Here is a 24,526-nt window from a genome sequence, read left to right as displayed (position 1 = left end):
CATGGAAAATAGAAAGCATATTATTGTTATAGGTGCCGGTTTCGCGGGATTAAAATTAGCACGCGAACTCAATAATCATCCCGCCTACCGGATCACGTTTATCGACAAAAATAATTTTCACCAGTTCCAACCTTTATTTTATCAGGTGGCAGTGGCCAATCTGGACGCCAGCAACATCTCGTTCCCCTTGCGTAACATCTTCGAAAAGAGTGATAACGTCAGGATAAGGGTACAAACGGTCACCCGGATTAATTGCTGCTCAAAAACTGTTGAAACCGTAGCCGGAAGCATTAGCTACGATTACCTGGTCGTTGCAACGGGCGCCGCGACCAACTATTTCGGAAATGATACCATGGAAAAGCTGACCTTTCCTATGAAATCAACCTGGGATGCGCTGCAGATCCGAAATACGCTGTTGCAGCGATTTGAGGACGCGGTACTATCTAAAACAACAGATGTGGAATCTTCACTTTCCATCATCATTGTCGGTGGCGGCGCGACAGGCGTGGAACTTAGTGGCGCACTGGCAGAGATGAAGCTGGATTCGCTTCCTGTTGAATATCCCGAACTCGACTTTCAAAAAATGCGCATTTACCTCATTGAGGGAAGTAAAAGCCTGCTGGCCAACATGAGTGCCGCGTCTTCAAAAATGGCAAGGATTTATTTGGAGTCAATGGGCGTTACAGTCCAAACCGAGATGCACGTTAAACAATACGATGGTAAACAGGTAATCCTGCAGGACGGAACAGCGATCGATTCTGAATTTGTAATATGGACTGCCGGGGTAAAGGGCAATATGCCCGAAGGAATCAGCGAGAACCTCATCACAAAATCCCACCAGATCATCACCGACCCGTGTAACCGCATAATGGAAAGCCAGGACATTTTTGCAATCGGTGATATTGCCTGTATGATCTCTGATGATTATCCAAGAGGATATCCACAATTGGCGAGCGTCGCGATCGATCAGGCAAAGCATCTGGCCGATAATTTTAAAAGGCTTGCCAAGGCAAAGCAATCGCGGCCATTCCTGTACAAGGCTAAGGGAAGCATGGCTACCGTAGGCAGAAACAAGGCTGTGGTTGATTTGCAACGGCCACGGTGGAGTTTCCAAGGGTTTTTCGCATGGCTTGTATGGATGACCCTGCACCTTTTCCTTCTTACCGGTTTTAAAAACAGGCTGGTCGTTTTTATCAATTGGGCTTACAAATACATGACACACCGGCAGTCACTTTCTCTTTTATTTGTTGGGATTGTTCGCAATGACAAACAAGAACCAGTATGAAAGCAAAAACCAATTATGCCATTTCCGATGAGGTAAAAATACATCTGGAAAAGCTGCACCTGATCGTGAAAAATTCCATCGAGGCAGAAGAACTTATCGTTCATAACCTGGCCCATCCCGATATCGAAAACCTCACCAAAGGCGAAAAGATCTCTGACCGGGTAGCACAGTTTGGCGGAAGCTGGAAATTTATTATTTCTTTTTTCGTCATATTGATTGTTTGGATCATTTTCAACGTCCTAGCAATGGGCACTTATAAATTTGACCCTTACCCATTTATCCTGATGAATTTAATCCTCTCGTGTCTTGCGGCGCTGCAGGCTCCGATTATCATGATGAGCCAGAACAGGCAGGAACAAAAGGACAGGATACGTAGTGAGAATGACTACCTGATCAACCTTAAAGCAGAAATGCAAATCCGCAGCCTGAACCAGAAAATAGACCTCTTGCTCGAGGAAGAAATCAAGACGCTGTTTGATGTCCAGCAAAAGCAATATGATCTTTTAAAGTCAATCAATTCAAAACTGACTGTCAAAAAATAAAAAAGACCAGCTATTGAAAAACAGCACATACTATCAAATGATAATCGCTCAAATAATTACGCAATGAAAACAGACCAAATATTACAGCAAGAGGTTCACGATGCCATCAGATGGGAACCGCTTTTGCAGAACGACCAGATTAATGTAGCTGTAAAAGACGGCATCGTAACCCTCAAGGGGACTGTTACGGATTATTATAAAAAGAGTGCCGCGGAAAATGCTGCCAGAGACGTTGCCGGAGTTACCGCCGTGCTGGAGCATATAGATGTTCGAGGTCTCAAGACGGCGCCATCGGACGATGAAATTGCAACGGCTGCTATAGAATTACTTCAGAGAAGCTGGTCAATGCCGGTAGACAGGGTAAAGATTAAGGTGGAAAATGGATGGTTAACACTCGAAGGGGAAATACCATGCCTCTACCAGAAAATGGATGCTAAAGCCCTGGTGAGTTATTTACCTGGAGTGAAAGGGATCACTAATGCCATTAAAGTCACCTCAGAAATGAACGATGGCATAGAGCAAAAGGAGGTTATGGCAGCACTGCAACGAAATTCTGAGGTGAATACCAAAGATATTACCGTAAAAGTCACCGGGACAGGTGTCCGGCTTTCAGGCTATGTTGCTTCCTTATACCAAAAGCAGGAAGCCGAACGCATCGCTTCAAAAACCAAGGGCATTTCATCGGTAAGCAACAGGTTGATCGTAATCCACGCCATTTCCTGATTATAGATTTTTTATAAAACCGCCAATGTAGACGGCAAACACCTCTGCAAGAAAACAATACAAATGAAAAAATGGATCATCATATCAGCTACAGCGGTATTTATAATAGCGATTGCGATATATGCTTTTAGTCATAAAAAGGCCGCTGTGATCACTTTTGAAACTGCCAGATCACATTATGGATCTATTTCAAAAAGCGTAACGGCTACCGGTACAATCCAGCCTATAGATACCGTTTCCGTGGGCGCGCAGGTTTCGGGAGTGGTCAGAAATATCTATGCCGATTATAACAGCATTGTCAAAAAGGGGCAATTGCTGGCTAAAATTGATCCCTCTATTATCCTCGAACAGGCCCAGGCAGCCCAGGCAAATGTGGCCAATGCGCAAAGCAACCTGTCATTCCAGCAAAGCAACTTTGCGATGCAGGAGAAACTTTACCGCTTGGATGTGATCAGCAAATCGGATTACGAGCTGGCACAGAACCAGTATAATGTAGCCAAGGCAAGCCTTCAAAATGCAACGGCGCAATTGCGCATTACCAAAAAGAATCTGTCCTATACCGATATCTATTCTCCGATAGACGGTATGGTACTCAACCGGAATGTAAGCGAAGGCCAAACCATCGCGTCCAGCTTCAACGCACCTACCCTATTTGTGATCGCAAAAGACTTAACCAAAATGCAGGTTCGCGCTGCCGTCGATGAAGCCGATATTGGTGAGGTGAGATCTGGTCAGAATGTTAGTTTTACTGTAGATGCATTCCCGGATGAAATATTTAAAGGCAGCGTCCAGCAAATTTTATTGCACGCCAAAGTCAGTGCCAATGTCGTTACTTATACCACACTGATCAATGTTGACAATAGCCTTTTGAAACTCAAACCCGGAATGACCGCCAGCATTAATATTTATACACAAGAAGACGACAGCGCATTACTGATTCCTTCCAAAGCATTAGTGTTTAAACCCGATAGTACAGTGGTAAAACAGTTTGTAATTGTCCCTTTTAAAAATGAAAAGGCAAAACAACCCGGAAATCCAGAAATGCAAAGTGCCCGGGTTTGGATCAAATCAGGTGACACGCTTTTTGAAAAAAGAATAGGCATTGACATGACCGATGACATCAATGTGAAAGTTATTTCAGGGTTAACCGAAGGCAGACAGGTCATTACAAACACAAAAAAAGCAAATGAAGAATCGGCGAAAACATCCACACAAACCAGTCCGTTTATGCCTAAAATGGGCAGTCGGAAAACTTCGAAATCCAATAAATAATGAGCGTAATTGTTGAAATAAAAAATCTAAAACGGGATTTTACAGTCGGAAACGAAATTGTAAAAGCACTTGATGACGTGAGCTTTACCATCAATTCTGGTGAATTCATTACCATTATGGGAAGCAGCGGTTCCGGAAAAACGACACTGCTCAATATCCTTGGGTGCCTTGAAAAGCCAACCCAAGGCACTTACCTGCTCGACGGGAACAATGTCAGCAACCTTTCTAAAAACGAACTGGCTGCTTTGCGAAATTCTAAATTGGGTTTTGTGTTTCAATCGTATAATCTTTTATCGCGAACTTCAGCAATCGAGAATGTAGAATTGCCTTTGCTTTACAACAATAAATTCACTCCAAGCCAACGCAGGGAAAAAAGCATCAAAGCACTCGAAGCCGTAAAATTGTCAGACCGGCTGGATCACCTGCCCAGCCAATTGTCCGGCGGCCAGCAACAAAGGGTTGCCATTGCAAGGGCGCTTGTAAATGACCCTGTGATGATCCTGGCCGATGAAGCGACAGGCAACCTTGATTCTCGGACTTCCTACGAAATCATGATGTTGATACAAGAATTAAACAGTCAGGGGAAAACCATTGTTTTTGTTACCCATGAACCCGATATAGCTACTTTTAGTAAAAGAACCATTACCCTGAAAGACGGCAAAATCCTCAAAGATGTAATCAATAAGAATGTGAGCAGCGCCAAAGAGGTTTTGGCAAAGCTACTGCCACTTAACGAAGAACCTGCACAATGAAAATTTCCAATATTTTAAATATTGCCTGGCGTTCCATAAGCCGGAACAAGCTACGGACATTTCTTACCATGTTGGGGATCATTATAGGCGTAGCGGCCGTGATCGCCATGATCGCCATTGGTGAAGGGTCCAAGCAAAGCATCGAAAGCCAGATCACCAGCATGGGAAGCAACATGGTAATGGTCAGACCTACAAGCAATGCCGAAGGCGGCGCCCGGATGGACAACAGCAGTGTGCAATCGCTCGATGAAGGCGACATTATTGCGCTAAAAAAAAATCCGCAATACATCAACGCGGTTTCACCGGTTGTGGCAATGAAAGGACAGGTCGTAAATGGATCTTACAACTGGAGCACCACCATCCAGGGCGTTTATCCTGATTTTTTATTCATCAGAAGCTGGCCACTTCAGGAAGGTGTTGCTTTTACAGAAAAAGATGTCAAGGCCGCTTCTAAAGTGTGTTTGGTAGGATTAACGGTAGTCTCCAATCTTTTTCCCGAGGGCGGTGATGTTATCGGAAAAAGCATCCGGTTTAAAAAAATTCCGTTTAAAATTATTGGCATCCTTGGTAAAAAGGGTGAAAATTCATTTGGCCAGGACCAGGATGACATCATCCTGACTCCAGTAACTACTGTACAGAAAAGAATTCTGGCAACGACTTACTACCAGTCCATTTATGCAGCGGCAATCAATGAAAAATCGTCTGACAGCGCAGCTGCCGAAGTAGAAAAAATACTGCGCAAAACCCACCGCCTCAAAGAAAGTGATGATAATGATTTTACAGTACGCACCCAAACCGAATTGGTCAATATGCTAACTTCAACGAGCAGCATCCTGACCATTTTACTGACTGTAATAGCCGGAATTTCATTGGTTGTTGGCGGAATCGGAATTATGAATATCATGTATGTGTCGGTTACAGAACGCACCAAAGAAATTGGTTTGCGTATGGCCATTGGCGCACGTGGGCTTGATATCTTGATCCAATTCCTGATTGAAGCGATTTTAATAAGCATTACAGGCGGAATCATCGGAGTGATTATAGGCATATCTGCAACAGCGGCCGTATCCTATTTTATGAATTGGCCTACGCTGATCTCGATGTCTTCTGTTTACGTCTCTTTTTTGGTGTGCTTTATTACCGGGGTATTTTTTGGTTATTATCCGGCACTGAAAGCTTCCAGGCTTGACCCGATTCAGGCATTGAGATATGAGTAAAATATTGGTACTTACTTTTTTGCCTGATGTAATCAACACCGCTAATTCTTCATCCTGCTTATTTTCAATTGATCCAGGATGGTTACGATACTTCCTTTTTTTTCAATCAGTCCTTCATTTCTAAATTCGGTCAGGGTACGGCTGACTGTTTCAGAGGCTGTCCCCGACATCGCCGCAAGGTCATCGCGGGTGATGCTGATGTGCGATCCGTCTATGGCGCCCTTTGGAAACAAGCGCAGCAGCGATTTGGCAATCCGCTTTCTCACCGATTGATAGGCCAACTCGAGTAAATGAGAATCTTTGATGCGGTTTTCATTGGACAGGATTTTTATGAATTTTCCCGCCACATCGGGGTAAAAACGCAGCAATTCTTCGAGCTGCTCTTTCGGAAAAAAACACAATTGGCTGTCCTCAATTGCAGTGGCAGTATCGGTAAAGGTCGCATCAGAAAGCAGGCAATTCACGCCTAGAAAGTCATCGGCCTCATAAATTCCGGTCATAAGCTCGCGGCCGTCTTCCGAGAGTTTTATTGTTTTGATCTTTCCTGAAATTACCAGATAAACGCCGCTGGCCCGGTCGCCTTCATAATGTACCACTTGGTTCTTCTGGAAACTTCTGGCTACACGCTCTTCAATAATTTTTTTAAATTCCGACAATCCTTCCTTCCCATTTACAATATCCCCAATATTTTCAAGGGAATGGCTGTAAAAGTCCTGTTGTGAATTTTTTCTTTTCAGCCTGCTTTCAATTGCATTGAGGAGCTCGATTGCATCAAACGGCTTGGTCAGGTAATCGTCTGCTCCCATTTCCATAGCCCTGCGCAAATCGAGCCGCTCCGATTTTGCAGTGATAAAAATAAAAGGGATGGTGCTTGTTTTTGGGTTTTTATGCAGCAGGTACAAAACCCCATACCCGTCAAGTTCGGGCATCATAATGTCACATAAGATAATATCCGGAATCTCCTTCAGGGCGATCTCCACTCCTATTTTCCCATTAGGTGCCTGATGTACCTCATATCCGGCCAGTCCCAGTATTTCGGCAATGCTCTCCCTGATGTCATTATTGTCTTCAATAATTAATGCTTTGGTCATGATATTGGAAATGTTAAAGTGAATAATGTACCTTGAGCCTGGCTGCTGGTAAAGTGCGCAGTACCCTTCATTAGGACAACATAGCGCGCTACAATGTTGAGTCCCAAACCTGTTCCCGGAATGTTGCCGGTGTTATTGGCCCTGTAGAAAGCCTCGAATAAATGCTCCTGGTTCTCTAACGGGATGCCGATGCCGTCATCGTGGACTGTAACGGTACAGCCCTGGTCATTGATTTGCGTTTTTAAATCGATACAGCAAGTATCTCCGGAATATTTTATGGCATTTGTGATCAGGTTTGTCACGCAATTCCTGAGCAGGTTTTTGTCAAGATATACCTTTGTCCGGATGCCAGAATGTGCGAAGATGATATTCTGGTTTCCTTTTGCCAACAGCTGCATTTCTTCGATGATCCCTTCTGCAAATTCCACCAGGTCGAAGTGGCTGTTGCTGGCGGAAACCTTTCCCGCTTCCAGATTATCCACATAGAGGAAATCGTTGAGTATTGCCGTAAGGCTGGTAACCGAGTTTTTAATTTTGAATAAATGCTTGCTCAGATTTATACCGTCACCCGATTCGAAATACTTTTCTATAAGTGAAACCGAAAGTTGGATGCTGCTCAGCGGTGTCCTGAATTCGTGCGAAGCCATAGCCAAAAAACGGTTCTTTAAACGGCTGAGCTCTACCTGCTTTTCCAGTGTATGGCTGACTTTTTCTTTTGCAGTTTGCAGCGCCTCGATCGTATCGTTTAGTGATTTTGTTCGCTCTTCCACTAGCTCTTCAAGGTGCGATGCATAATTTTTGAGTCTCTCCTCATCGAGTTTCTGCTGGGTCAGGTCATGGATAAAACCGGCAAAAATAGCCCTTCCTGCATATTGTACTTCACTTACGCCCAGTTTCATCGGAAATTGATAGCCGTCTTTACGCAAACCCACCAGTTCCCTGCCTACTCCAATGATGCTGGGTTTGCCTGTCGTTTTATAATTTTTTAGATACTGGTCATGCTTACCGGCATGAGGCGAAGGCATCAGCATGGCAATGTTTTTACCTACCACCTCTTCCGGAAAATAGTCAAACAGTTTACACGCAGCCGGATTGATACTCTCTATGGTTCCTAAGTCGTCAATGGTGATAATCCCATCAATAGCATTTTTTACTATTGCCGATAATAAGGCCGCATTTTCCATGATCCTATCCGATCAAATGGTAATGATCTTTATAAAGGTCGACAATTAAAAAACAGCAACCGTTACCAATACAACAAATCATAATATAATTCACACATAGTCAGTATTTTATGTATATCGCAACGTTATTCTAAGAATAAGCACGCGATAACACTTTTTTAGACAGCCATCCAAGTGACGCATATCACTTTTTTGTACACATACGCTCATTTCATAACTGGCAGTTATACGGCTTCTTTGTACTTCAAACCAACAACAAATACAAATGATCCCTACAGCACTAAAACTAAAAGCAATACTCATTGAAGACCATCGGGTAAACGACGATACGTTTCAAAAGGCGTTGGAAAATATTGGCAAAAGAAACTCGGTGAAGGTTTTTAAAGATGTTTTGCAATGCCTAAAGCATTTAAAGGAAGACACCACCTCAGACCATCAGGTATTGTTTATGGATTTTAGTGAAGCGGGCAACAAATGCCTCGACGCAATTAAACTATTACGCAATCACAAAAAGTACAGCGATTTGTCAATTGCCGTATATGACGCCGATGCTACGATGACTAACGAGGAAACATTTGTAGCTGGTGGCAATATCTACATACAAAAGGCAAACAATATCAGTGAACTCGGCAAAGTCCTACAGAAAGTTGTGAAAGCAGATTATCAATATACCTCGGGAAAATTAAACCGGCAAACTTATTTCCTGTCCGTTTGATTCATCCATTGCCTAATAAAATGAGGGAAAGTGCTACAGGTCACTTTAAGAAATGACAGCAGTCATTTTACAGACAAGAATGAAAATACACCTTTGTAAAATAATTTCAGCACCAAATAAGATATTCCATGAAAAGTAATGAAGACCTACAAAAGCAAGTACAGGATGCCATCAAATGGGAACCTTTATTGAGCGCCGCAGAAATTGGCGTCACTGCAAAAAATGGAATCATCACCCTTAGTGGTAACGTTGACAGGTACGGTAAAAAAAACCAGGCAGAACACGCGGCCAAACAGGTTGAAGGTGTGAAAGGAGTAATTGAAAATATCCTTGTTCAAAATAGTAATTGGAACAAAAACGGCGACAACGAAATCGCCGAAGCCATCCTTAATGCTTTCAAATGGAACTGGAATACACTCAACGATACGATTCGGGTTAATGTGGAAGATGGATGGGTCACATTATCGGGAACCCTCGAATGGCAATATCAAAAAGAGGCTGCCAGGCAGGCCGTCAGTAACCTGATGGGCGTAAAAGGCGTCAGCAACAATATTGCAATAGCACCATTATCAGAGATCAAGGTCAGTAAGACTGTAATCATGCGCGCCCTTAAAAGCCACGTTGCCCTGGATGTATCCAATATTTCTGTGGAAGTATCCAATAATAATATCCTATTAGACGGAACTGTTGACTCGTGGTTCCAGAAGGAACTCGCTGCAAAAATTGCGTGGAAGGCACCCGGAGTGCAGGGTGTGACCAACAATTTACTTGTCGATCCCGAAGTTTCCAAAGAACTTAAAGATGAATTTTCCAACAATTATTAGCATCCCAAAACCATGAAAAATAGCGAATCATTAGTTGCCTTTTACCAAACGCACCTCCAGGCTGAAAAGGCGGTCAAAAAACTCGAAAAGAGCGGATTTGATATGACGCAGCTTTCCATTGTAGGAATCGACTATCATACAGAAGAAACGGTAACCGGATATTATACCTTGGGCGACCGCATGAAAAAATGGGGCAGCCTTGGCGCATTATGGGGCGGCTTCTGGGGCATGCTGATCGGATCGGCATTCTTTTTCATTCCTGGGATTGGGCCATTACTCGTTGCCGGGCCATTGGTGTCGGCAATTGTTGGGGCACTAGAAGGCGCGGCACTACTTGGAGCGAGTAGTGTCATTGCAACTGCGCTGCTAAGCATAGGCATTCCGAAACATCAGGTTGTAAAATTCGAAACCGAGATCAAAGCGGGAAAATACATGCTTCATGCCAGTGGCAGTCAAGCCGATATTGAAAATGCAAGGAAAACGCTAAAGCTGCACATCCCGAAGGAAAACGATAGTGAAACGGATGAAAATCTTATCCTCAATGGCACAACTTTCATACAGCATTAACAATATTAAACGATTCGAAAGCAATGAAGACTACTAAAAAATTAGGCATTTACATGGACCATTCAACTGCTGAGTTGATCGAATTTTCGGATGCATCCAAAGAGACAAAAACCGTGTGTTCTGACTTCAACATTCAGGACAAACACGAAACCCTGCAGCGCAGTGAAAGCGAAATGCACAACAAGGAGCAACACAGCCAAAAAACTTACTTCAAGCAGCTGGCCACTTCTGTTTTGGAGTTTGATCAAGTCGTGCTATTTGGGCCAACCGAAGCAAAAACTGAACTAATCCACTTCTTGCGACAGGACCATAAATTCGAGAAAATAGGTATTGAACTGCTCACTACAGACAAGCTGACTCAAAACCAACAACATGCATTTGTCAGGGATTATTTTAAAAAATTTGACGTAAAGTTCCTGTAAATGGCCACCCTATTCTTTAAGATCAACTTTTGTATGGTCAAAAGCGGATTGTGGATGAAATCTATTGAAATATTTCTTGACATCCAGACTTATTTATAAATGCTGCCAACTGAAAATGTGTTTTAGATCATTAAACGAAATGTGATCTGTCATTTTCTGGATCTTACATATCACTAAGCTATGCTACAGCAAAAAAGCATTGCAAACATTGGTGATGCTAATGAGTCGAATTATAAATTTTTAAATATACATACAATGAAAACGAATGAAGAATTACAGAAAGATGTCCAGAACGCCATTAAATGGGAACCTTTACTGCATGCTGCCGAAATTGGCGTTTCCGTAAAAGACGGTGTAGTAACCCTTAGCGGGACTGTTGATGGCTATTTCAAGAAAACCGAGGCAGAAGATGCCGCTAAGAATGTCGCTGGGGTAAAGGCCGTTGTTGAGAAAATCGAAGTACACTATTCCAATGGCTTCAACAAGTCTGATAATGATATTGCTACCGAGGTTTTGAAAGGCCTGAGTGACAGTTGGTCAGTGCCCGATGATAAGGTAAAAGTGAAAGTTGAAAATGGCTGGGTCACCCTTGAAGGCGAAATGCCTTGGAATTACCAAAGAGAAGCCGCAAAAAGCGCCGTTAATTATCTCGCTGGTGTAAAAGGCGTAACCAATAACATCAAGATCAAGTCTGAAGTACACGATGCCATTGAGAAGAAAGATGTTGAAAAAGCACTGGCAAGAAGCTGGGCCCTAAATTCTAAAGACGTCAATGTAAAAGTAGATGGTACTAATGTTAGACTGACCGGGACAGTTTCTTCCCTTTACCAAAAAGAAGAAGCCGGGCGCCTCGCCTGGAAAACACCCGGAATATGGTCGATTGACAATGATCTGGTCGTCGAGTATGATTATGCCTTTATGGAATAAAGAAAATTGGGAGGAGTTAAATCCTCCTCTTTTTATATCAAGTAATAAAATGTCCGATGCCAAAAATAGTAACCGTTACATTCAGTCCTTCCATAGATAAAAGCACTACAGTAAAGATGCTCATCCCTGAAAAAAAGCTCAAATGCAGCACTCCTAAGTCAGAACCAGGTGGCGGCGGGATCAATGTCGCCAGGGTTTTGAAAAAACTTGGAACCGATGCAATTGCCGTTTTTCCATCAGGCGGCTACACCGGAAAATTTTTTAACCAGTTGCTCGAAAAAGAAAACGTGCCATCAGTCATCATACCGTCACAACAGGAAACACGTGAAAATTTTGTGATCCGTGATGAATCCACCGGCCAGCAATTCCGATTCGGGATGCCAGCAAACGAATTATCAGAAACAGAATGGAAAGCCTGTCTTGAAGCTGTTGAAAATATAGAAGGCATTGATTTTATAATTGCTAGCGGCAGCCTTCCTCCCGGAGTTCCTGTCTCGATCTTTGGAAAACTGGCAGAAATTTCCAAACGAAAGAAGGCAAAATTCATAGTCGATACCTCGGGCCCGGCGTTAAAAAAAGCAATGGCGCACGAGATATTTATGCTCAAGTCCAATCTTAGTGAATTGGCCTATTTGTCCGGAACGAAAAAAATGCCCGTTTCTGAAGCAGAACAGGCAGCCAGGAAAATTCTAACCACAGGGCATTGCCAGATTATCGTTGTTTCTCTTGGGGAACAGGGCGCAATATTGGTCACAAGGAATCAAGTGTTTAGGGCAAAAGCACCAAAAATCATAACTAAAAGTACCGTTGGTGCCGGTGACAGTATGCTTGCAGGTATTGTGCATGCATTGGCAAATGGTAAAAGCCTTAAGGCATCACTACAGTTTGGTATTTCCTGTGGCACCGCTGCGACGATGAATTACGGTACCGAATTATGCCATGTAGAAGATGCCGAATCACTTTTTAAAACAATCAGGGACAGCATTTAGTTGCCACTGTTTTTAAACCAAATAAATTAAGCCATTATGGTAACTGTAAAAAAGGAAGGTATCGTATTTGAAAAAACAGTTCTTGATTTTGAAAATGAGGGCGTGTTGAATCCAGCTGTGATAAGGGTCGGTAATGAGGTGCATCTGTTTTACCGTGCCGTACGTTCCGGAAATCACTCTACCATTGGGTATTGCAAATTAAGCGATCCTCTAACCATTAGCTACCGAAGCGAAGTACCTTTGCTTGTTCCCGAATTTGACTACGAAAGCCAGGGTTTAGAAGACCCGAGGATCGTCAAGATCGAGAACATCTTTTTTCTTACCTATACCGCTTTTGACGGAGTTAATGCGCTGGGCTGCCTCGCGGTTTCAAGAGACTTGGTCCATTTTGAAAAAAAAGGAATCATTGTTCCGCAAATTACTTACAAAGAATTTGATCGGCTGGCCAACATGAAAAATCCTGTCGATGTCAAATATTTTCGCTACAACCAGCACAATGTCACGCTTGAAAAAGATGGCGAAAGGGTGCTGGTTTGGGATAAGAATGTAATTTTCTTCCCAAGAAAAATAGGCGGTAAATTTTGTTTCATTCACCGCATCCGGCCAGAGATCCAGATCGTAGTAGCTATCGAATCGCTTGATGAACTTACCGAAACATTTTACTGCAATTATTTTACGGATTTTAGCAAACATGTATTGCTTTCGCCAAAATATCCCCATGAGTCCAGTTATATAGGCGGTGGCTGTCCACCAATAGAAACCAAACAAGGCTGGCTGCTGATTTATCACGGTGTCAGAGACAGTATAAACGGATATATCTATTCGGCATGCGCTGCATTGCTAGATCTTGAAGACCCACAGAAAGAGATCGCCCGGTTGCCTTATCCGCTGTTTAGCCCGAAACTTGACTGGGAAACCCAGGGAGAGGTGAACAATGTGTGTTTCCCTACCGGAGCCGTCATTTTTCATGAAACTTTATACATCTACTATGGAGCTGCTGACGAACGAATCGCTTGTGCTTCGCTGCAACTAACTGAACTGATCGACGAATTAATGCTTAATCCAAAAGAAAATGAGAACTAAAATTAATTTTCAAGATACCAATCCTGTGATGATAAAACGACACCTTAAATACGCTGTAAATAGCGAAGGCAATACCTCTTATGGAATATCGGCAATGCCTGAAATTTTATTTATCACATCCTACCCGCCTCGAGAATGTGGCATTGCAAGCTATTCGCAGGATTTGATTGCCGCGCTCACCGCTAAATTTAAAGATGCTTTCCGTATTAAAATTGCCGCTTTGGAAAATAGTACTGAAGAACATTTTTATAACAGGGCCGTGTCTGATATCCTGAAGACCGAAAACCCGGATTCTTACACAGCACTCTCGAAAAAATGCAACCAAAGCGATACGATACAATTAATTCTGGTGCAACATGAATTTGGCTTGTTTAAAAATAATGAGCAAGATCTCATACAATTCTTAACGGCCTCAGAAAAACCTGTTATCATTGCGCTTCATACGGTTTTACCAAATCCCGACCAATATATCAGGGAACAGATGCAGCAGATGGATGCTGTCGTGAGCGGATTTATTGTGATGACAAAATCTTCGGCGCAACTGCTAATGGACGATTATCGAATTGATCCGGAAAAAATCACAGTCATCCCACACGGAACGCATTTGGTTAAACACGGCGATAAAAAACTCCTGAAAGAAAAATATGGCGTTATGGGCAGGACAATCCTTGCTACTTTCGGATTGCTGAGTTCAGGAAAATCAATCGAAACCACATTGGAAGCGTTACCGGCCATAGCAGCTGAAAACCAGGATGTGCTATTCTTGGTCATCGGCAAAACACATCCCTCAGTGGTTAAAAATGATGGGGAAAATTACAGGGAATTTCTGCAGGATAAAGTCATCAGCCTGCAAATGCAAAACCATGTGAAATTTGTAAATGCCTATCTGCCACTTGCCGAATTACTTGATTATTTACAACTTACAGATATTTACCTTTTTACTTCCAATGATCCCAACCAGGCGGTGAGCGGGACCTTCTCATATGCCCTGAGTTGCGGCTGTCCGATCATCTCCACCCCGATTCCGCATGCCCGCGAAGTATTGCACGATGGGAGCGGAATTATTATCGGCTTTGGGGATTCTGCACAATTAACCAAAGAAGTACTGCTGCTTTTAAAAAATACGCAACTACGCAAAAACATCGCTGCTAACGGTATCCACCAGTTGGCACCGACAGCCTGGGAAAATTCGGCCATTGCGCACATGCAATTGTTTAAGAAAAACATTAGCGGCAGTGTGTCGCTGCAATACAGCGTTCCCGAAATCAACCTGCACCATTTTAAAAACATGACCACTGCATTTGGAATGATCCAGTTTGCCGTGATCAATCAACCCGACATAAAAACAGGTTATACCATTGACGATAATGCACGGGCATTGGTGGCCATTTGCATGCATTATCATCTAAAAAGGGAGTCGTCCGATTTGGAGTCGATTCAAAAATATTATGCATTTATCCAATTCTGCCAGCAAAAAAATGGAAGCTTCCTCAATTATGTAGATCAGCACAAACAATTCACCGCGCAAAATGATGAAAATCTGGAAGATTCCAACGGACGCGCCATCTGGGCCCTGGGATTTATGCTTTCCTTCAGCGAAATTCTACCCGATGCACTCACGATAGCTGCAACCTCAACAATGGAAAGAGCATTGGCACAAGCTAGTAAAATCTATTCTTCCAGAGCAATGGCTTTCATGATCAAGGGTATTTATTACAGCAATAAGAATGCAATGAATTTTGAAAACATCGCATTGATAAAATTACTCGCCAACAGGCTGGTACAGATGTACAGGCATGAGGCGACACCCAAATGGAAATGGTTCGAGAGTTACCTGACTTATGGCAATAGCATTTTGCCAGAAGCATTGCTTTGCGCCTATCTGGCGACAGGAGAGCTGGTTTACAAACAAATTGCCAAACAGTCTTTTGATTTCCTTTTGTCAAAAATCTTTACCCCTGGCGCAATTAAGGTCATTTCAAATAAGGGCTGGATGCAAAGCAACTCGGCTCCCAAAGAGGATGTACTGGGCGGAGAACAGCCCATAGACGTTGCGTATACTATTTTGGCTTTGGACAGGTTCAATGATCATTTTAGCGGCCTTGGATATGCTGAAAAAATGCCGTTGGCCTTGAGTTGGTTTTCAGGAAACAACCATCTGAACCAAATTGTTTACAATCCCTGCACTGGTGGCTGTTATGATGGTGTTGAAGACCATTACATCAACCTCAACCAGGGCGCAGAATCAACAGTGAGCTATCTAATGGCGCGATTGACCATGGAAAAATATGCTTCGCAAAAAGTCAAAATCCAGCCATTGCCTATACAGAAGAAAACTAATCGTCAATCCCTAGCCAGCTAAACCAATACCAATGACACTAAAAAAAACACGAACAGCATCAAAAAAAGAGCCGGCTAAAAAGAAAGCATCCATCAGGATACCCAAAAGCAAAGGCAACAATTCCCGGATATGCATCACAAAACGTTGGAACGAATCCGGCGACCCTGAAGCATCACAAATATTTTACGAAAGAGATCTGTAAATCACCATCGAACTGGTAAACCCGTGGCAGCCCGGTAGGAATGTTGACATTTACGATGTCCTTGGGAGTAATGTTTTCAAGATACATCATTAACGCCCTCAGGCTGTTGCCGTGGGCCACGACTAAAACATTGTGTCCTGATTGCAATTCTGGGGCAATTACACTTTTATAATACCGGATCACCCTGTTGTATGTATCTTGGAGGCTTTCGCCCCCGGGCGGACGAATGTCGTAACTCCTGCGCCAGATCTCCACCTGCGCTGCGCCATATCTCTGAGCTGTTTCGGCCTTATTAAGCCCCTGTAAATTGCCATACATCCGCTCATTTAATGCGCCGTTTTTTACAATGGGTATTTCCAAATGGATCTCTTTCAGGATTATCTCAAGGCTCTCCTGCGCCCTGACGAGCATCGAAGTATAAGCAATGTTAAACTCATAACCAATGAGTTTCATCCCCGCAAGTTTTGCCTCCTGTTGGCCCAGCGGCGTCAACGCAATGTCAAGGGTTCCGGTAAACCGGTTCTCGAAATTGTATACCGATTGTCCGTGTCGTACAAAAGTTAATATAGCCATTTTATCATTGTAAAAATACGGACAAAGCTAATGGCGATCATAACTTTAAAAAGTGTTCTAAATCATATATTGGTGTGCTTTTGGTCATTTCAATTTCGCTTTGATGATGCCAACTTTGTGCTTTTAGATGTAACTAAAAAGCAACAATCATTTTAATAAAGCAATTTATGAAAACAGCAATAGGAATTACCGATGCCCATCGGCAGGCAGTAGCCGATGTCTTGTCCAAGATTTTAGCCGATGAAACCGTACTGTACATCAAGACAAAAAATGCACACTGGAACATCGAAGGTGCCGATTTTTATGACAAGCATAAATTCTTTGAAGCACAGTTTGGACAACTGGATGAACTGATAGACAATGTCGCAGAGCGCATCCGGTCTATCGGCCATTATGCGCCGGCAACGATGAAATCCTATTTAAGTTTGACCCAGCTTACAGAGGTTACCGGACAACGCAATGATAGCAAAGGGTTTATTACGGAACTTTTAGAAGACCACCAAAGTATTATTACCGCTTTGCGCGAACATATAAAATCATTTGCCAATGATTTCCACGATGCCGGATCGAGTGATTTTGCAACGGGTTTGATGGAAACCCACGAAAAAATGGCCTGGTTTTTAAGAGCCCATTTAAAATAAAATATGGATGGCTATAATGACTATCCTGTAATAACATTTCGCATGCTGCCCATTCAACTTTCTAATATTTATTATGGAAGACGACCTTAGAAATTTAGAATTTCTTGCATTGAACTCTAAAGAGATTATTGAGAAACAGGTAGATTCTTATCGGCAGCAACATTCCTATGCCGGCACGATAATCGGTTTTACGGTACTTTTTATTCCATTTTTCTTAAACAGCCTTGATGGATCAAATGAAGTACTGCAACTCATTACCATTGTCCCAATAGCATCTTTTATCAGTTCAATACTTTTAATGCTGAGTATTTTCAGGGGCAAACCGCTCGACCAGGCATTGTCGGTCGCCAAATTCCAGTTGCTGATGAAAAAGTCTTACAGAGAAATATTGCTGTTTGAAATTAAAGCCAATAATGCTTCCTACACCAAGAATAGCGCAGCAACACGAAAAGGAAACAAGAGGTATTTACAGGGTGTTGGGCTTACGACTATTGCTATCATGATCTCAATTATACTCTTGCTGGCAAATTCATTTATAGCGATAGAAAAAGCACCTACAAAAGTACAGGTGATCAGTACGATCAAAAAATCTGAAACAAAAAACTAAAAGCCTTTTGCCGTTGCACTCAAATAATTTCCTGAAAGTGTCGAAGGACACATTTTACGGCATTGGGCATCATTTCATCTTTACCTGCATCATGGCACCTTTGTCTCAACGATTGAAAAACTAAAATCTGAAAAACAAATTTAAAATACGAAGCATGAAAACAAATGAGGAATTACAAAAAGAAGTTCAGGATGCCATCAAATGGGAACCACTGCTCCACGCTGCCGAAATCGGTGTGACCGTAAAAGACGGAATTGTCACCCTTAGCGGTACGGTCGACAACTATTATAAAAAAACCGAAGCAGATTATGCAGCTAAAAAAGTAGCGGGTGTCAGGGCTGTGGTAGAAAATATTAAAGTACAGTATGCCGATGCCTATTCGAAAAGCGATGCTAATATAGCATCAGACCTGCTGGTCTCATTCGAAAAAAGCCTTTTCCTGCCGAGCACGCTAAAATTTACCGTTGAGGATGGCTGGGTTACTTTAGACGGAGAAGTGGAATGGAACTACCAAAAGGAAATTGGCCGGATATCGGCAACAGAAATTTTAGGTGTCAAAGGCGTAACCAATCAGATCGTTGTAAAACCATCATCCCAAAGTGCTATTGAGAAAAAGCATGTCGAAAATGCACTTGCGCGCCACTGGGGGATAAATGCGAAAGACATTATCGTTTCGGTATCGGGCACTACAGTAACACTTTCAGGGAATGTCACCTCGCTGTACCAAAAAGAAGAAGCCGTACGAATTGCCTGGAACACACCCGGCGTGGCTTTCGTCAAAAATGAGCTCGTCGTCGACTACGATTATGCATTTTCCGATTAGGAAATGATGGGGCTTTGCCCTAACTTTAAATACTAAAAAAATAACACTATGAAAATATTAATGGTACTTACCTCCCATAGCGATTTGGGAAACACCGGTAAAAAAACCGGTTTCTGGATTGAAGAATTTGCAGCCCCTTATTACGTTTTTGCCGATGCAGGTGCGACAATCACGATCGCATCGCCTAAAGGCGGACAACCACCGGTAGATCCAAAAAGTGAAGCTCCAGATGCTCAGACCAAAGACACGCAGCGGTTCTACAAAGACGATGTAGCGATAGACAAAGTGGCGCATTCGCTGGTGCTGTCGCAAATAGATTACCATGATTATGATGCCGTTTTTTATCCGGGCGGGCACGGACCATTATGGGATCTGGCAAACGACCGCGATTCTATTGCACTCATCGAGCATTTTTACAACCATCAAAAACCTGTCGGCTTGGTTTGCCATGCGCCGGCCGCTTTAATTTATGCCAAAGCAATAAATGGTGACCCGCTTATCCATGGAAAATATGTAACGGGTTTCTCCAATGAAGAGGAAGCCGCTGTCGATCTGGTCGAAGTTGTGCCATTTTTGTTGGAAGATGTGCTGATCGAAACCGGCGCGCATTACAGCAAAGGCAAAATCTGGGAAAGCTACACCCAGCAAGACGGTTTACTGATTACAGGGCAAAATCCAGGTTCGTCAAAAGCGACAGCAGAATTGCTATTGCAAACCCTTGAAGGCCTGAAAAAAGAGCATAAATGAATATTTAAATAGTACAGGTTTTTCAAAAAATCAACCAAAATTGCTTCCCTTAAAGTCTAAATACTTTTAAGGGAAGTTTTTTTTTGTAGATCTTCAAATGTAATGAGGGTCACTTTTCGTAATGATTCGTGTCATTTTCTGAGGGATGATAATGGAGCACCTTTGCTTTAGTATTAAAAACAATACCTTAAAAAAAACAATCATGAAAAACCATTACATCTTAGTTGCCGTTGCCATTATTGCAACCGCATTTAGTACACAAGCGCAAATCCAAAAAGGAAATATCCTGATCGGTGGCAACCTGGCAAACATTAATCTCGGCCTGAATGACCCAAAGATCCTTAGCGCAGAAATTAGCCCAAAGGCAGCCTGGTTCATCAAAGATAATTTAGCCCTTGGTGGCTATGTCGATTTTGGCATCGAAACGGCGAAAAATTCGGGTACTACTACCAATTACGGCATCGGTGCACTCGGAAGATATTACAGCGGTAAAGAAGGCGAGATTGTAAAACACAGTCGGATTTTTGGTGAACTGACTGCCGGATTCGGAGGCGTAAATGTCAGCGACGCCGACAATACCAACGGATTGAATATTGGTGCAGGTCCGGGTTTCGCTTATTTTATCACACCAAACATCGGGCTTGAAGTCTTGCTTAAATACAACAGCCTTGTTGGACTGGGAAGTACGCCTTATCAAGGAAACCTAAATGCATCGTTTGGTTTTCAAATTTATCTGCCAGGTAAAAGTGCTGCCAATAAAGTAAAGAATGATGTAAAGGAAAGCAAACTATAAAATCGGATGAACAGTTAAATCATTTGGGTCAAGAGAAGAAAAAAATCACCAGGGAGCCACAAGCTTTCTGGTCCTAACCAAATATTTTTTTATAAAATCATATCCTAAAAAACGCTAAGCATGGTACCTTTTCTAAAAGAGCAGTTTACCCAAGCCGGAAAATTTTCGATGTTTATCGGAAGGTTTTTCAAGGAAATAGTGCTACCGCCGTTTCAGTTCAATGAATTTATCCGGCAATGTTTTGCCATCGGATACAAGTCGTTGCCATTGGTGAGCATCACCGGATTTATTATGGGTTTGGTACTTACGATTCAGTCCCGGCCTACGATGACGAAATTTGGTGCAGAATCATGGCTTCCCAGCATGGTTTCCCTTTCGCTGATCAGGGAAATTGCACCGGTGGTTACGGCTTTAATCTGCGCCGGAAAAATCGCTTCGGGGATTGGTGCCGAACTGGGATCGATGAAAGTAACTTCGCAAATAGATGCGATGGAAGTCTCTGCCATCAATCCGTATAAATACTTGGTCGTTACCCGAATATTGGCTGCAACATTAATGGTTCCGATATTGGTGATTTTTGCAGATGTCGTTGGCGTTTTCGGTGGCTATATCGGTTATAACGTACACGGAACTATCGGGTTGCAACGCTATTTTTCAGAAGTGATCGAGCATCTTGATTTTCTGGATTTGCTGCCGGCAACAATAAAAACATTCTTCTTCGGATTTTTTATAGGCACCATTGGCTGCTATAAAGGATTCAATGCCTCTGGCGGAACCGCAAGTGTTGGTCTTGCTGCCAACTCTGCAGTGGTTACCGCTTCGCTGTCCATTTTTATTGTCGATATGCTTGCGGTACAGATTACCGATTTATTTTTTTAAAATCATGGAAACGCAACCGATCATAGCCATCAAGAATCTGTGGAAATCCTTTGGCAAAAACAAAGTACTGCGCGGAATTAACCTTACTGTAGATAAAGGCGAAAGTCTGGTCATTCTTGGGCGATCCGGTTCAGGAAAGTCGGTGACTATAGAATGTTTGGTCGGCCTGCTCGAAGCCGACAAAGGAAAACTGGAAGTATTTGGTACAGACATTACAAAATTGGATTACAAAGCACTCAATAGAATCAGGCTCAGAATCGGTTTTTTGTTTCAGGGCGGTGCTTTATACGATTCGATGTCGGTTCGCGAAAATCTGGCTTTTACCCTAAAACACCATACCGCGCATTTGTCTGAGATCGAAATCGAAAAACAAATCCTCGAAGCATTGGACAGCGTTGGATTGCAAGAAGCAATAGACAAAATGCCATCGGAATTATCAGGCGGCATGGTCAAACGCATCGGGCTGGCGCGTACACTGATCATCAAACCCGAAATTATACTTTATGATGAGCCCACAGCGGGATTGGATACGATCACAGCAAAAGAAATCAGCGAACTGATCCTTTCGGTACAAAAAAAATACAAGACTACTTCGCTCATTATTACCCACGATATCAATTGTGCAAAAATGACCGGAAACCGGATCATGATCATAAAGGACGGTGTCATTCATGCCCAAGGCAGTTATGATGAACTCATGAACAGCCCCGACGATTGGGTACGTTCTTTTTTTGTTTAAAAGTTAAAAAATATGCGATGAAAAAGAAAGCAGATTACATATGGAAATTGGGGATGTTTGTCATCATCGGGCTGGCTGCCTTTTTGGTTGCGGTGTATTTCATTGGCAAAAGCCAAAATCTTTTTGGATCAACTTTTCACCTGCAGGCACAATTTAAAAATGTGAGCGGCCTTAAAACCGGAAATAACGTCGAACTCTCGGGAATTAATATCGGAACGATCAAAGACATCGCATTTGTTTCTGATTCTGCAGTTGTGGTCAATATGGTCATCCGCTCGGAAATTCAGCATTACATTAAAGCCGATGCTTTTGCAAGTATCGGTACCGATGGGCTCATGGGTGACAAAGTACTGACCATTTCTCCGGGGAGCAACTCTGACCAGATCGTAAAAGACCACGCGATGATCCGGTCCAATGAAGCCGTCGGGCTTGAAGATTTAATGGCGGGGCTTAAAAAAAGCGTCGATAATGCCGAAGTGATCACCAAACAACTGTCCGAATTCAGTTTTAAAATCAACAACGGCAAAGGCGTATTGTCTAAAGTACTTACCGACGAGCATTTTGCCGATAACATTGACCAGACCTTGTTAAACCTGAAAACAACCTCGGATGGCTTTGTGCTGTTTTCAAAAAACATGAATGACAAAAATGGCACAATATCAAAACTGATGACCGATCCATATTATGCCAACAGCATCAAAAAAATGCTTTCCGGTTTTGAAACCAGCGCATCGGACATCAATGTGTTTACCGCAAAATTAAACCAGGGAAAAGGCATCCTTCCTAAACTCATCAGCGACGAAAAACTGGCCAATTCATTCGATTCGACCATGACCAACCTTCAATCAGGCTCTAAAAAATTACTGGAGATCGAAGAAGCAGCAAAACATAATTTCCTTTTGAAAGGTTTTTTCAAGAAACAAAAAAAGGCCGAGGCCAAACAGAAAAAGAAATTGGAACAATCCGATAAGGTCAAATAGTAATTCATTGTGCGTGATCTGAATCATTTTTAGACATGATAAACATCATTTCACAACCTACCGACATTCATCAAATTTGCCCAATAAAGATAGTACATATGAAAACCAACGAGGAATTACAGAAAGACGTTCAGGATGCCATTAAATGGGAACCGCTGTTGCATGCTGCAGAAATTGGTGTCACCGCTCAAGACGGAATCGTCACATTGAGTGGTGATGTTGATGACTATTATAAAAAGACAGCTGCCGAGGATGCCGCAAAAAGAGTGAAGGGCGTCAAGGGAATTATAGAGAACATTGATATTACTTACGAAAAGTCATTTAAAAAAAGCAATAGGGATATCGTCCTGTCTGCCATCAACGCCTTGAAGGAATCACCAGTGATTCCCAAAGATAATATCGTCGTAAAACTTGAAAACGCCATTATCACACTCGAGGGGCAATTGCCGTGGCATTACCAGAAGCAGGCGGCCACAGCGGCTGTAATCAAACTGGCAGGTGTCGTTGCCGTTCGCAATAACATCCTGATAAAATCTGATAGAGATGATGGCATTGAAAAAATACACCTGGAGTCAGCATTGGCAAGAAACTCCATTTTTGGAAAAGATATCAAGGTATCGGTATATGGTTCGAAGATCACCCTGACCGGAAAAGTGGCTTCCGTTTTTGAAAAACAGGAAGTAGAAAGGGTTGCCTGGTGTACGCCTGGAGTCTGGGCCATTGTAAATGAGCTTGCCGTTGCATCGCCTTACTGCGAAACCACCACAAAGCTTTCAAATAGTATGAACCAACCCTATAAATCATGAAAACGCTATTTACCTGTATTTTCTTGACCGCGCTCACAGCAACCATACTGATGAACCGGTTTGGGAAGACCGCTAAAGAAATTTATAAAGCCAACCCTACCCTTTAATGTGTTTTTCGGCTACGGCGAGTTTTAGTGCTTGCATTGTTCTTTCGGTAATTGGGGTTACATCTATAAAAAAAGTACGACATCCGTCTCAGATTATGTTTGCTGCAATTCCTTTCATTTTTGCCATTCAGCAAGGCGCTGAGGGAATACTGTGGCTTTCACTGCCACGCGGCGAATTGCTGTACCTTCAAGAAAGCATCACCTATTTTTATCTTATAATTGCCCAGATCATTTGGCCCATTTGGGTTCCTGTTGCATTACTGCTACTCGAAAAAGAACAAAGCAGAAGGGAATTTCAAAGGATTCTTGTGGGCATTGGAATCCTGGTTTCAGCCTATCTTACCTATTGCCTTTTTCATTTCAAAGTGCAATCAGAAATTGATTGCTACCATATTGCTTACATCCAGACTTATCCCGAAACATTCCGTGTATTTGGCGGGATTCTTTATATCACTGCAACGATTCTTCCACCATTCTTCTCACATATCAGGCACATGTGGCTCCTTGGTGTCACCGTGCTGATTTCTTATCTGGTTACGACTGTTTTTTATGAAAATTACCTGGTATCGGTTTGGTGCTTTTTTGCGTCGGTCATAAGTATGTCGGTATACTGGATCATGTCAAATATCAGTATAAGCCATCGCCAATACCGCTACGAATTAGAATTAATTGCAAAGAACCAAAAATAAAACCAG

At 42.6% G+C, this 24,526-nt stretch carries 27 protein-coding genes; 24 read left to right on the top strand and 3 right to left on the bottom strand.

Annotation, left to right across the window (positions count from 1 at the left end):
- Nucleotide 1: 1 nt before the first annotated feature.
- The 6 genes from BLS32_RS09415 to BLS32_RS09390 all read left to right on the top strand — a co-directional run bounded on the left by BLS32_RS09415 (nucleotide 2) and on the right by BLS32_RS09390 (nucleotide 5,791).
- Complete coding sequence (locus BLS32_RS09415; protein WP_091394494.1) at nucleotides 2–1,285, top strand: NAD(P)/FAD-dependent oxidoreductase; 1,284 nt, start codon at nucleotides 2–4, stop codon at nucleotides 1,283–1,285.
- Nucleotides 1,282–1,827, top strand: coding sequence for a DUF1003 domain-containing protein (locus BLS32_RS09410; protein ID WP_091394491.1), 546 nt, complete (start codon nucleotides 1,282–1,284; stop codon nucleotides 1,825–1,827). The genes BLS32_RS09415 and BLS32_RS09410 overlap by 4 nt, the downstream gene beginning before the upstream one ends.
- Nucleotides 1,828–1,890: 63 nt before the next feature.
- Nucleotides 1,891–2,550, top strand: a complete 660-nt coding sequence (locus BLS32_RS09405) for a BON domain-containing protein (protein WP_091394487.1) — start codon at nucleotides 1,891–1,893, stop codon at nucleotides 2,548–2,550.
- Between the two features lie 63 nt (nucleotides 2,551–2,613).
- Nucleotides 2,614–3,822: an efflux RND transporter periplasmic adaptor subunit gene (locus BLS32_RS09400; RefSeq protein WP_091394485.1), complete on the top strand. Its 1,209-nt coding sequence runs from the start codon at nucleotides 2,614–2,616 to the stop codon at nucleotides 3,820–3,822.
- Complete coding sequence (locus BLS32_RS09395) at nucleotides 3,819–4,574, top strand: ABC transporter ATP-binding protein (protein ID WP_170227557.1); 756 nt, start codon at nucleotides 3,819–3,821, stop codon at nucleotides 4,572–4,574. Before BLS32_RS09400 ends, BLS32_RS09395 begins: the two co-directional genes overlap by 4 nt.
- Nucleotides 4,571–5,791 carry an ABC transporter permease gene (locus tag BLS32_RS09390; RefSeq protein ID WP_091394480.1) on the top strand — a complete coding sequence of 407 codons (1,221 nt, stop codon included), beginning with the start codon at nucleotides 4,571–4,573 and terminating at the stop codon, nucleotides 5,789–5,791. The genes BLS32_RS09395 and BLS32_RS09390 overlap by 4 nt, the downstream gene beginning before the upstream one ends.
- A 41-nt stretch (nucleotides 5,792–5,832) precedes the next feature.
- Here the strand turns inward: BLS32_RS09390 and BLS32_RS09385 are convergent, their stop codons facing one another.
- Both BLS32_RS09385 and BLS32_RS09380 read right to left on the bottom strand, forming a co-directional pair.
- On the bottom strand, nucleotides 5,833–6,882 hold the full coding sequence (locus tag BLS32_RS09385; RefSeq protein WP_091394477.1) for a response regulator: 1,050 nt from the start codon (nucleotides 6,880–6,882) through the stop codon (nucleotides 5,833–5,835).
- A complete protein-coding gene (locus tag BLS32_RS09380; RefSeq protein ID WP_091394473.1) occupies nucleotides 6,879–8,066 on the bottom strand; it encodes a PAS domain-containing sensor histidine kinase in 1,188 nt (395 codons plus the stop codon). The genes BLS32_RS09385 and BLS32_RS09380 overlap by 4 nt, the downstream gene beginning before the upstream one ends.
- A 265-nt stretch (nucleotides 8,067–8,331) precedes the next feature.
- Between BLS32_RS09380 and BLS32_RS09375 the strand changes: the two genes are divergently transcribed.
- The 8 genes from BLS32_RS09375 (at nucleotide 8,332) to BLS32_RS09340 (ending at nucleotide 15,955) form a co-directional block, all read left to right on the top strand.
- Nucleotides 8,332–8,781 (top strand): hypothetical protein, encoded by a 450-nt coding sequence (locus tag BLS32_RS09375; protein ID WP_091394470.1) that lies wholly within the window; start codon nucleotides 8,332–8,334, stop codon nucleotides 8,779–8,781.
- Nucleotides 8,782–8,909: 128 nt separating this feature from the next.
- Nucleotides 8,910–9,605: a BON domain-containing protein gene (locus tag BLS32_RS09370; protein WP_091394467.1), complete on the top strand. Its 696-nt coding sequence runs from the start codon at nucleotides 8,910–8,912 to the stop codon at nucleotides 9,603–9,605.
- A 12-nt stretch (nucleotides 9,606–9,617) separates the two neighbouring features.
- Nucleotides 9,618–10,172: a general stress protein gene (locus tag BLS32_RS09365; protein ID WP_217639554.1), complete on the top strand. Its 555-nt coding sequence runs from the start codon at nucleotides 9,618–9,620 to the stop codon at nucleotides 10,170–10,172.
- A gap of 23 nt (nucleotides 10,173–10,195) precedes the next feature.
- Complete coding sequence (locus BLS32_RS09360; protein WP_091394465.1) at nucleotides 10,196–10,594, top strand: hypothetical protein; 399 nt, start codon at nucleotides 10,196–10,198, stop codon at nucleotides 10,592–10,594.
- A 255-nt stretch (nucleotides 10,595–10,849) separates the two neighbouring features.
- Nucleotides 10,850–11,521 carry a BON domain-containing protein gene (locus BLS32_RS09355; RefSeq protein ID WP_091394765.1) on the top strand — a complete coding sequence of 224 codons (672 nt, stop codon included), beginning with the start codon at nucleotides 10,850–10,852 and terminating at the stop codon, nucleotides 11,519–11,521.
- A gap of 56 nt (nucleotides 11,522–11,577) precedes the next feature.
- On the top strand, nucleotides 11,578–12,510 hold the full coding sequence (locus BLS32_RS09350; protein ID WP_091394462.1) for a 1-phosphofructokinase family hexose kinase: 933 nt from the start codon (nucleotides 11,578–11,580) through the stop codon (nucleotides 12,508–12,510).
- A gap of 36 nt (nucleotides 12,511–12,546) precedes the next feature.
- Nucleotides 12,547–13,593, top strand: coding sequence for a glycoside hydrolase family 130 protein (locus BLS32_RS09345; protein WP_091394459.1), 1,047 nt, complete (start codon nucleotides 12,547–12,549; stop codon nucleotides 13,591–13,593).
- Nucleotides 13,583–15,955, top strand: a complete 2,373-nt coding sequence (locus tag BLS32_RS09340) for a glycosyltransferase (RefSeq protein ID WP_217639553.1) — start codon at nucleotides 13,583–13,585, stop codon at nucleotides 15,953–15,955. The genes BLS32_RS09345 and BLS32_RS09340 overlap by 11 nt, the downstream gene beginning before the upstream one ends.
- Nucleotides 15,956–16,106: 151 nt before the next feature.
- On the opposite strand, the gene BLS32_RS09335 is transcribed toward BLS32_RS09340, so the two are convergent.
- Nucleotides 16,107–16,709 carry a 2,3-bisphosphoglycerate-dependent phosphoglycerate mutase gene (locus BLS32_RS09335; RefSeq protein WP_091394458.1) on the bottom strand — a complete coding sequence of 201 codons (603 nt, stop codon included), beginning with the start codon at nucleotides 16,707–16,709 and terminating at the stop codon, nucleotides 16,107–16,109.
- 167 nt (nucleotides 16,710–16,876) lie between these two features.
- Here BLS32_RS09335 and BLS32_RS09330 point away from each other — a divergent pair, with 167 nt between their 5' ends.
- From BLS32_RS09330 to BLS32_RS09285, 10 genes are all read left to right on the top strand, one after another.
- Complete coding sequence (locus tag BLS32_RS09330) at nucleotides 16,877–17,350, top strand: Dps family protein (RefSeq protein ID WP_091394455.1); 474 nt, start codon at nucleotides 16,877–16,879, stop codon at nucleotides 17,348–17,350.
- Between the two features lie 73 nt (nucleotides 17,351–17,423).
- Nucleotides 17,424–17,957: a hypothetical protein gene (locus BLS32_RS09325; RefSeq protein ID WP_091394452.1), complete on the top strand. Its 534-nt coding sequence runs from the start codon at nucleotides 17,424–17,426 to the stop codon at nucleotides 17,955–17,957.
- A gap of 154 nt (nucleotides 17,958–18,111) precedes the next feature.
- Entirely contained in the window at nucleotides 18,112–18,780 is a 669-nt protein-coding gene (locus BLS32_RS09320) for a BON domain-containing protein (protein WP_091394449.1), read from the top strand.
- A gap of 48 nt (nucleotides 18,781–18,828) precedes the next feature.
- Entirely contained in the window at nucleotides 18,829–19,527 is a 699-nt protein-coding gene (locus BLS32_RS09315) for a type 1 glutamine amidotransferase domain-containing protein (RefSeq protein WP_091394447.1), read from the top strand.
- Between the two features lie 202 nt (nucleotides 19,528–19,729).
- Nucleotides 19,730–20,320 (top strand): hypothetical protein, encoded by a 591-nt coding sequence (locus tag BLS32_RS09310; protein WP_091394760.1) that lies wholly within the window; start codon nucleotides 19,730–19,732, stop codon nucleotides 20,318–20,320.
- A 120-nt stretch (nucleotides 20,321–20,440) separates the two neighbouring features.
- Nucleotides 20,441–21,199: an MlaE family ABC transporter permease gene (locus BLS32_RS09305; RefSeq protein WP_091394445.1), complete on the top strand. Its 759-nt coding sequence runs from the start codon at nucleotides 20,441–20,443 to the stop codon at nucleotides 21,197–21,199.
- Nucleotides 21,200–21,203: 4 nt separating this feature from the next.
- Nucleotides 21,204–21,938: an ABC transporter ATP-binding protein gene (locus BLS32_RS09300; protein WP_091394442.1), complete on the top strand. Its 735-nt coding sequence runs from the start codon at nucleotides 21,204–21,206 to the stop codon at nucleotides 21,936–21,938.
- Between the two features lie 17 nt (nucleotides 21,939–21,955).
- Nucleotides 21,956–22,918: an MlaD family protein gene (locus BLS32_RS09295; RefSeq protein WP_170227555.1), complete on the top strand. Its 963-nt coding sequence runs from the start codon at nucleotides 21,956–21,958 to the stop codon at nucleotides 22,916–22,918.
- 98 nt (nucleotides 22,919–23,016) lie between these two features.
- Nucleotides 23,017–23,724, top strand: a complete 708-nt coding sequence (locus BLS32_RS09290; RefSeq protein ID WP_091394439.1) for a BON domain-containing protein — start codon at nucleotides 23,017–23,019, stop codon at nucleotides 23,722–23,724.
- A 106-nt stretch (nucleotides 23,725–23,830) separates the two neighbouring features.
- Complete coding sequence (locus BLS32_RS09285; protein ID WP_307725616.1) at nucleotides 23,831–24,520, top strand: DUF6629 family protein; 690 nt, start codon at nucleotides 23,831–23,833, stop codon at nucleotides 24,518–24,520.
- Nucleotides 24,521–24,526 lie beyond the last annotated feature (6 nt).

Source organism: Flavobacterium noncentrifugens, assembly GCF_900100375.1.
Classification (GTDB): Bacteria; Bacteroidota; Bacteroidia; order Flavobacteriales; family Flavobacteriaceae; genus Flavobacterium; species Flavobacterium noncentrifugens.
This window is presented reverse-complemented; position numbering and strand designations above follow the sequence as displayed.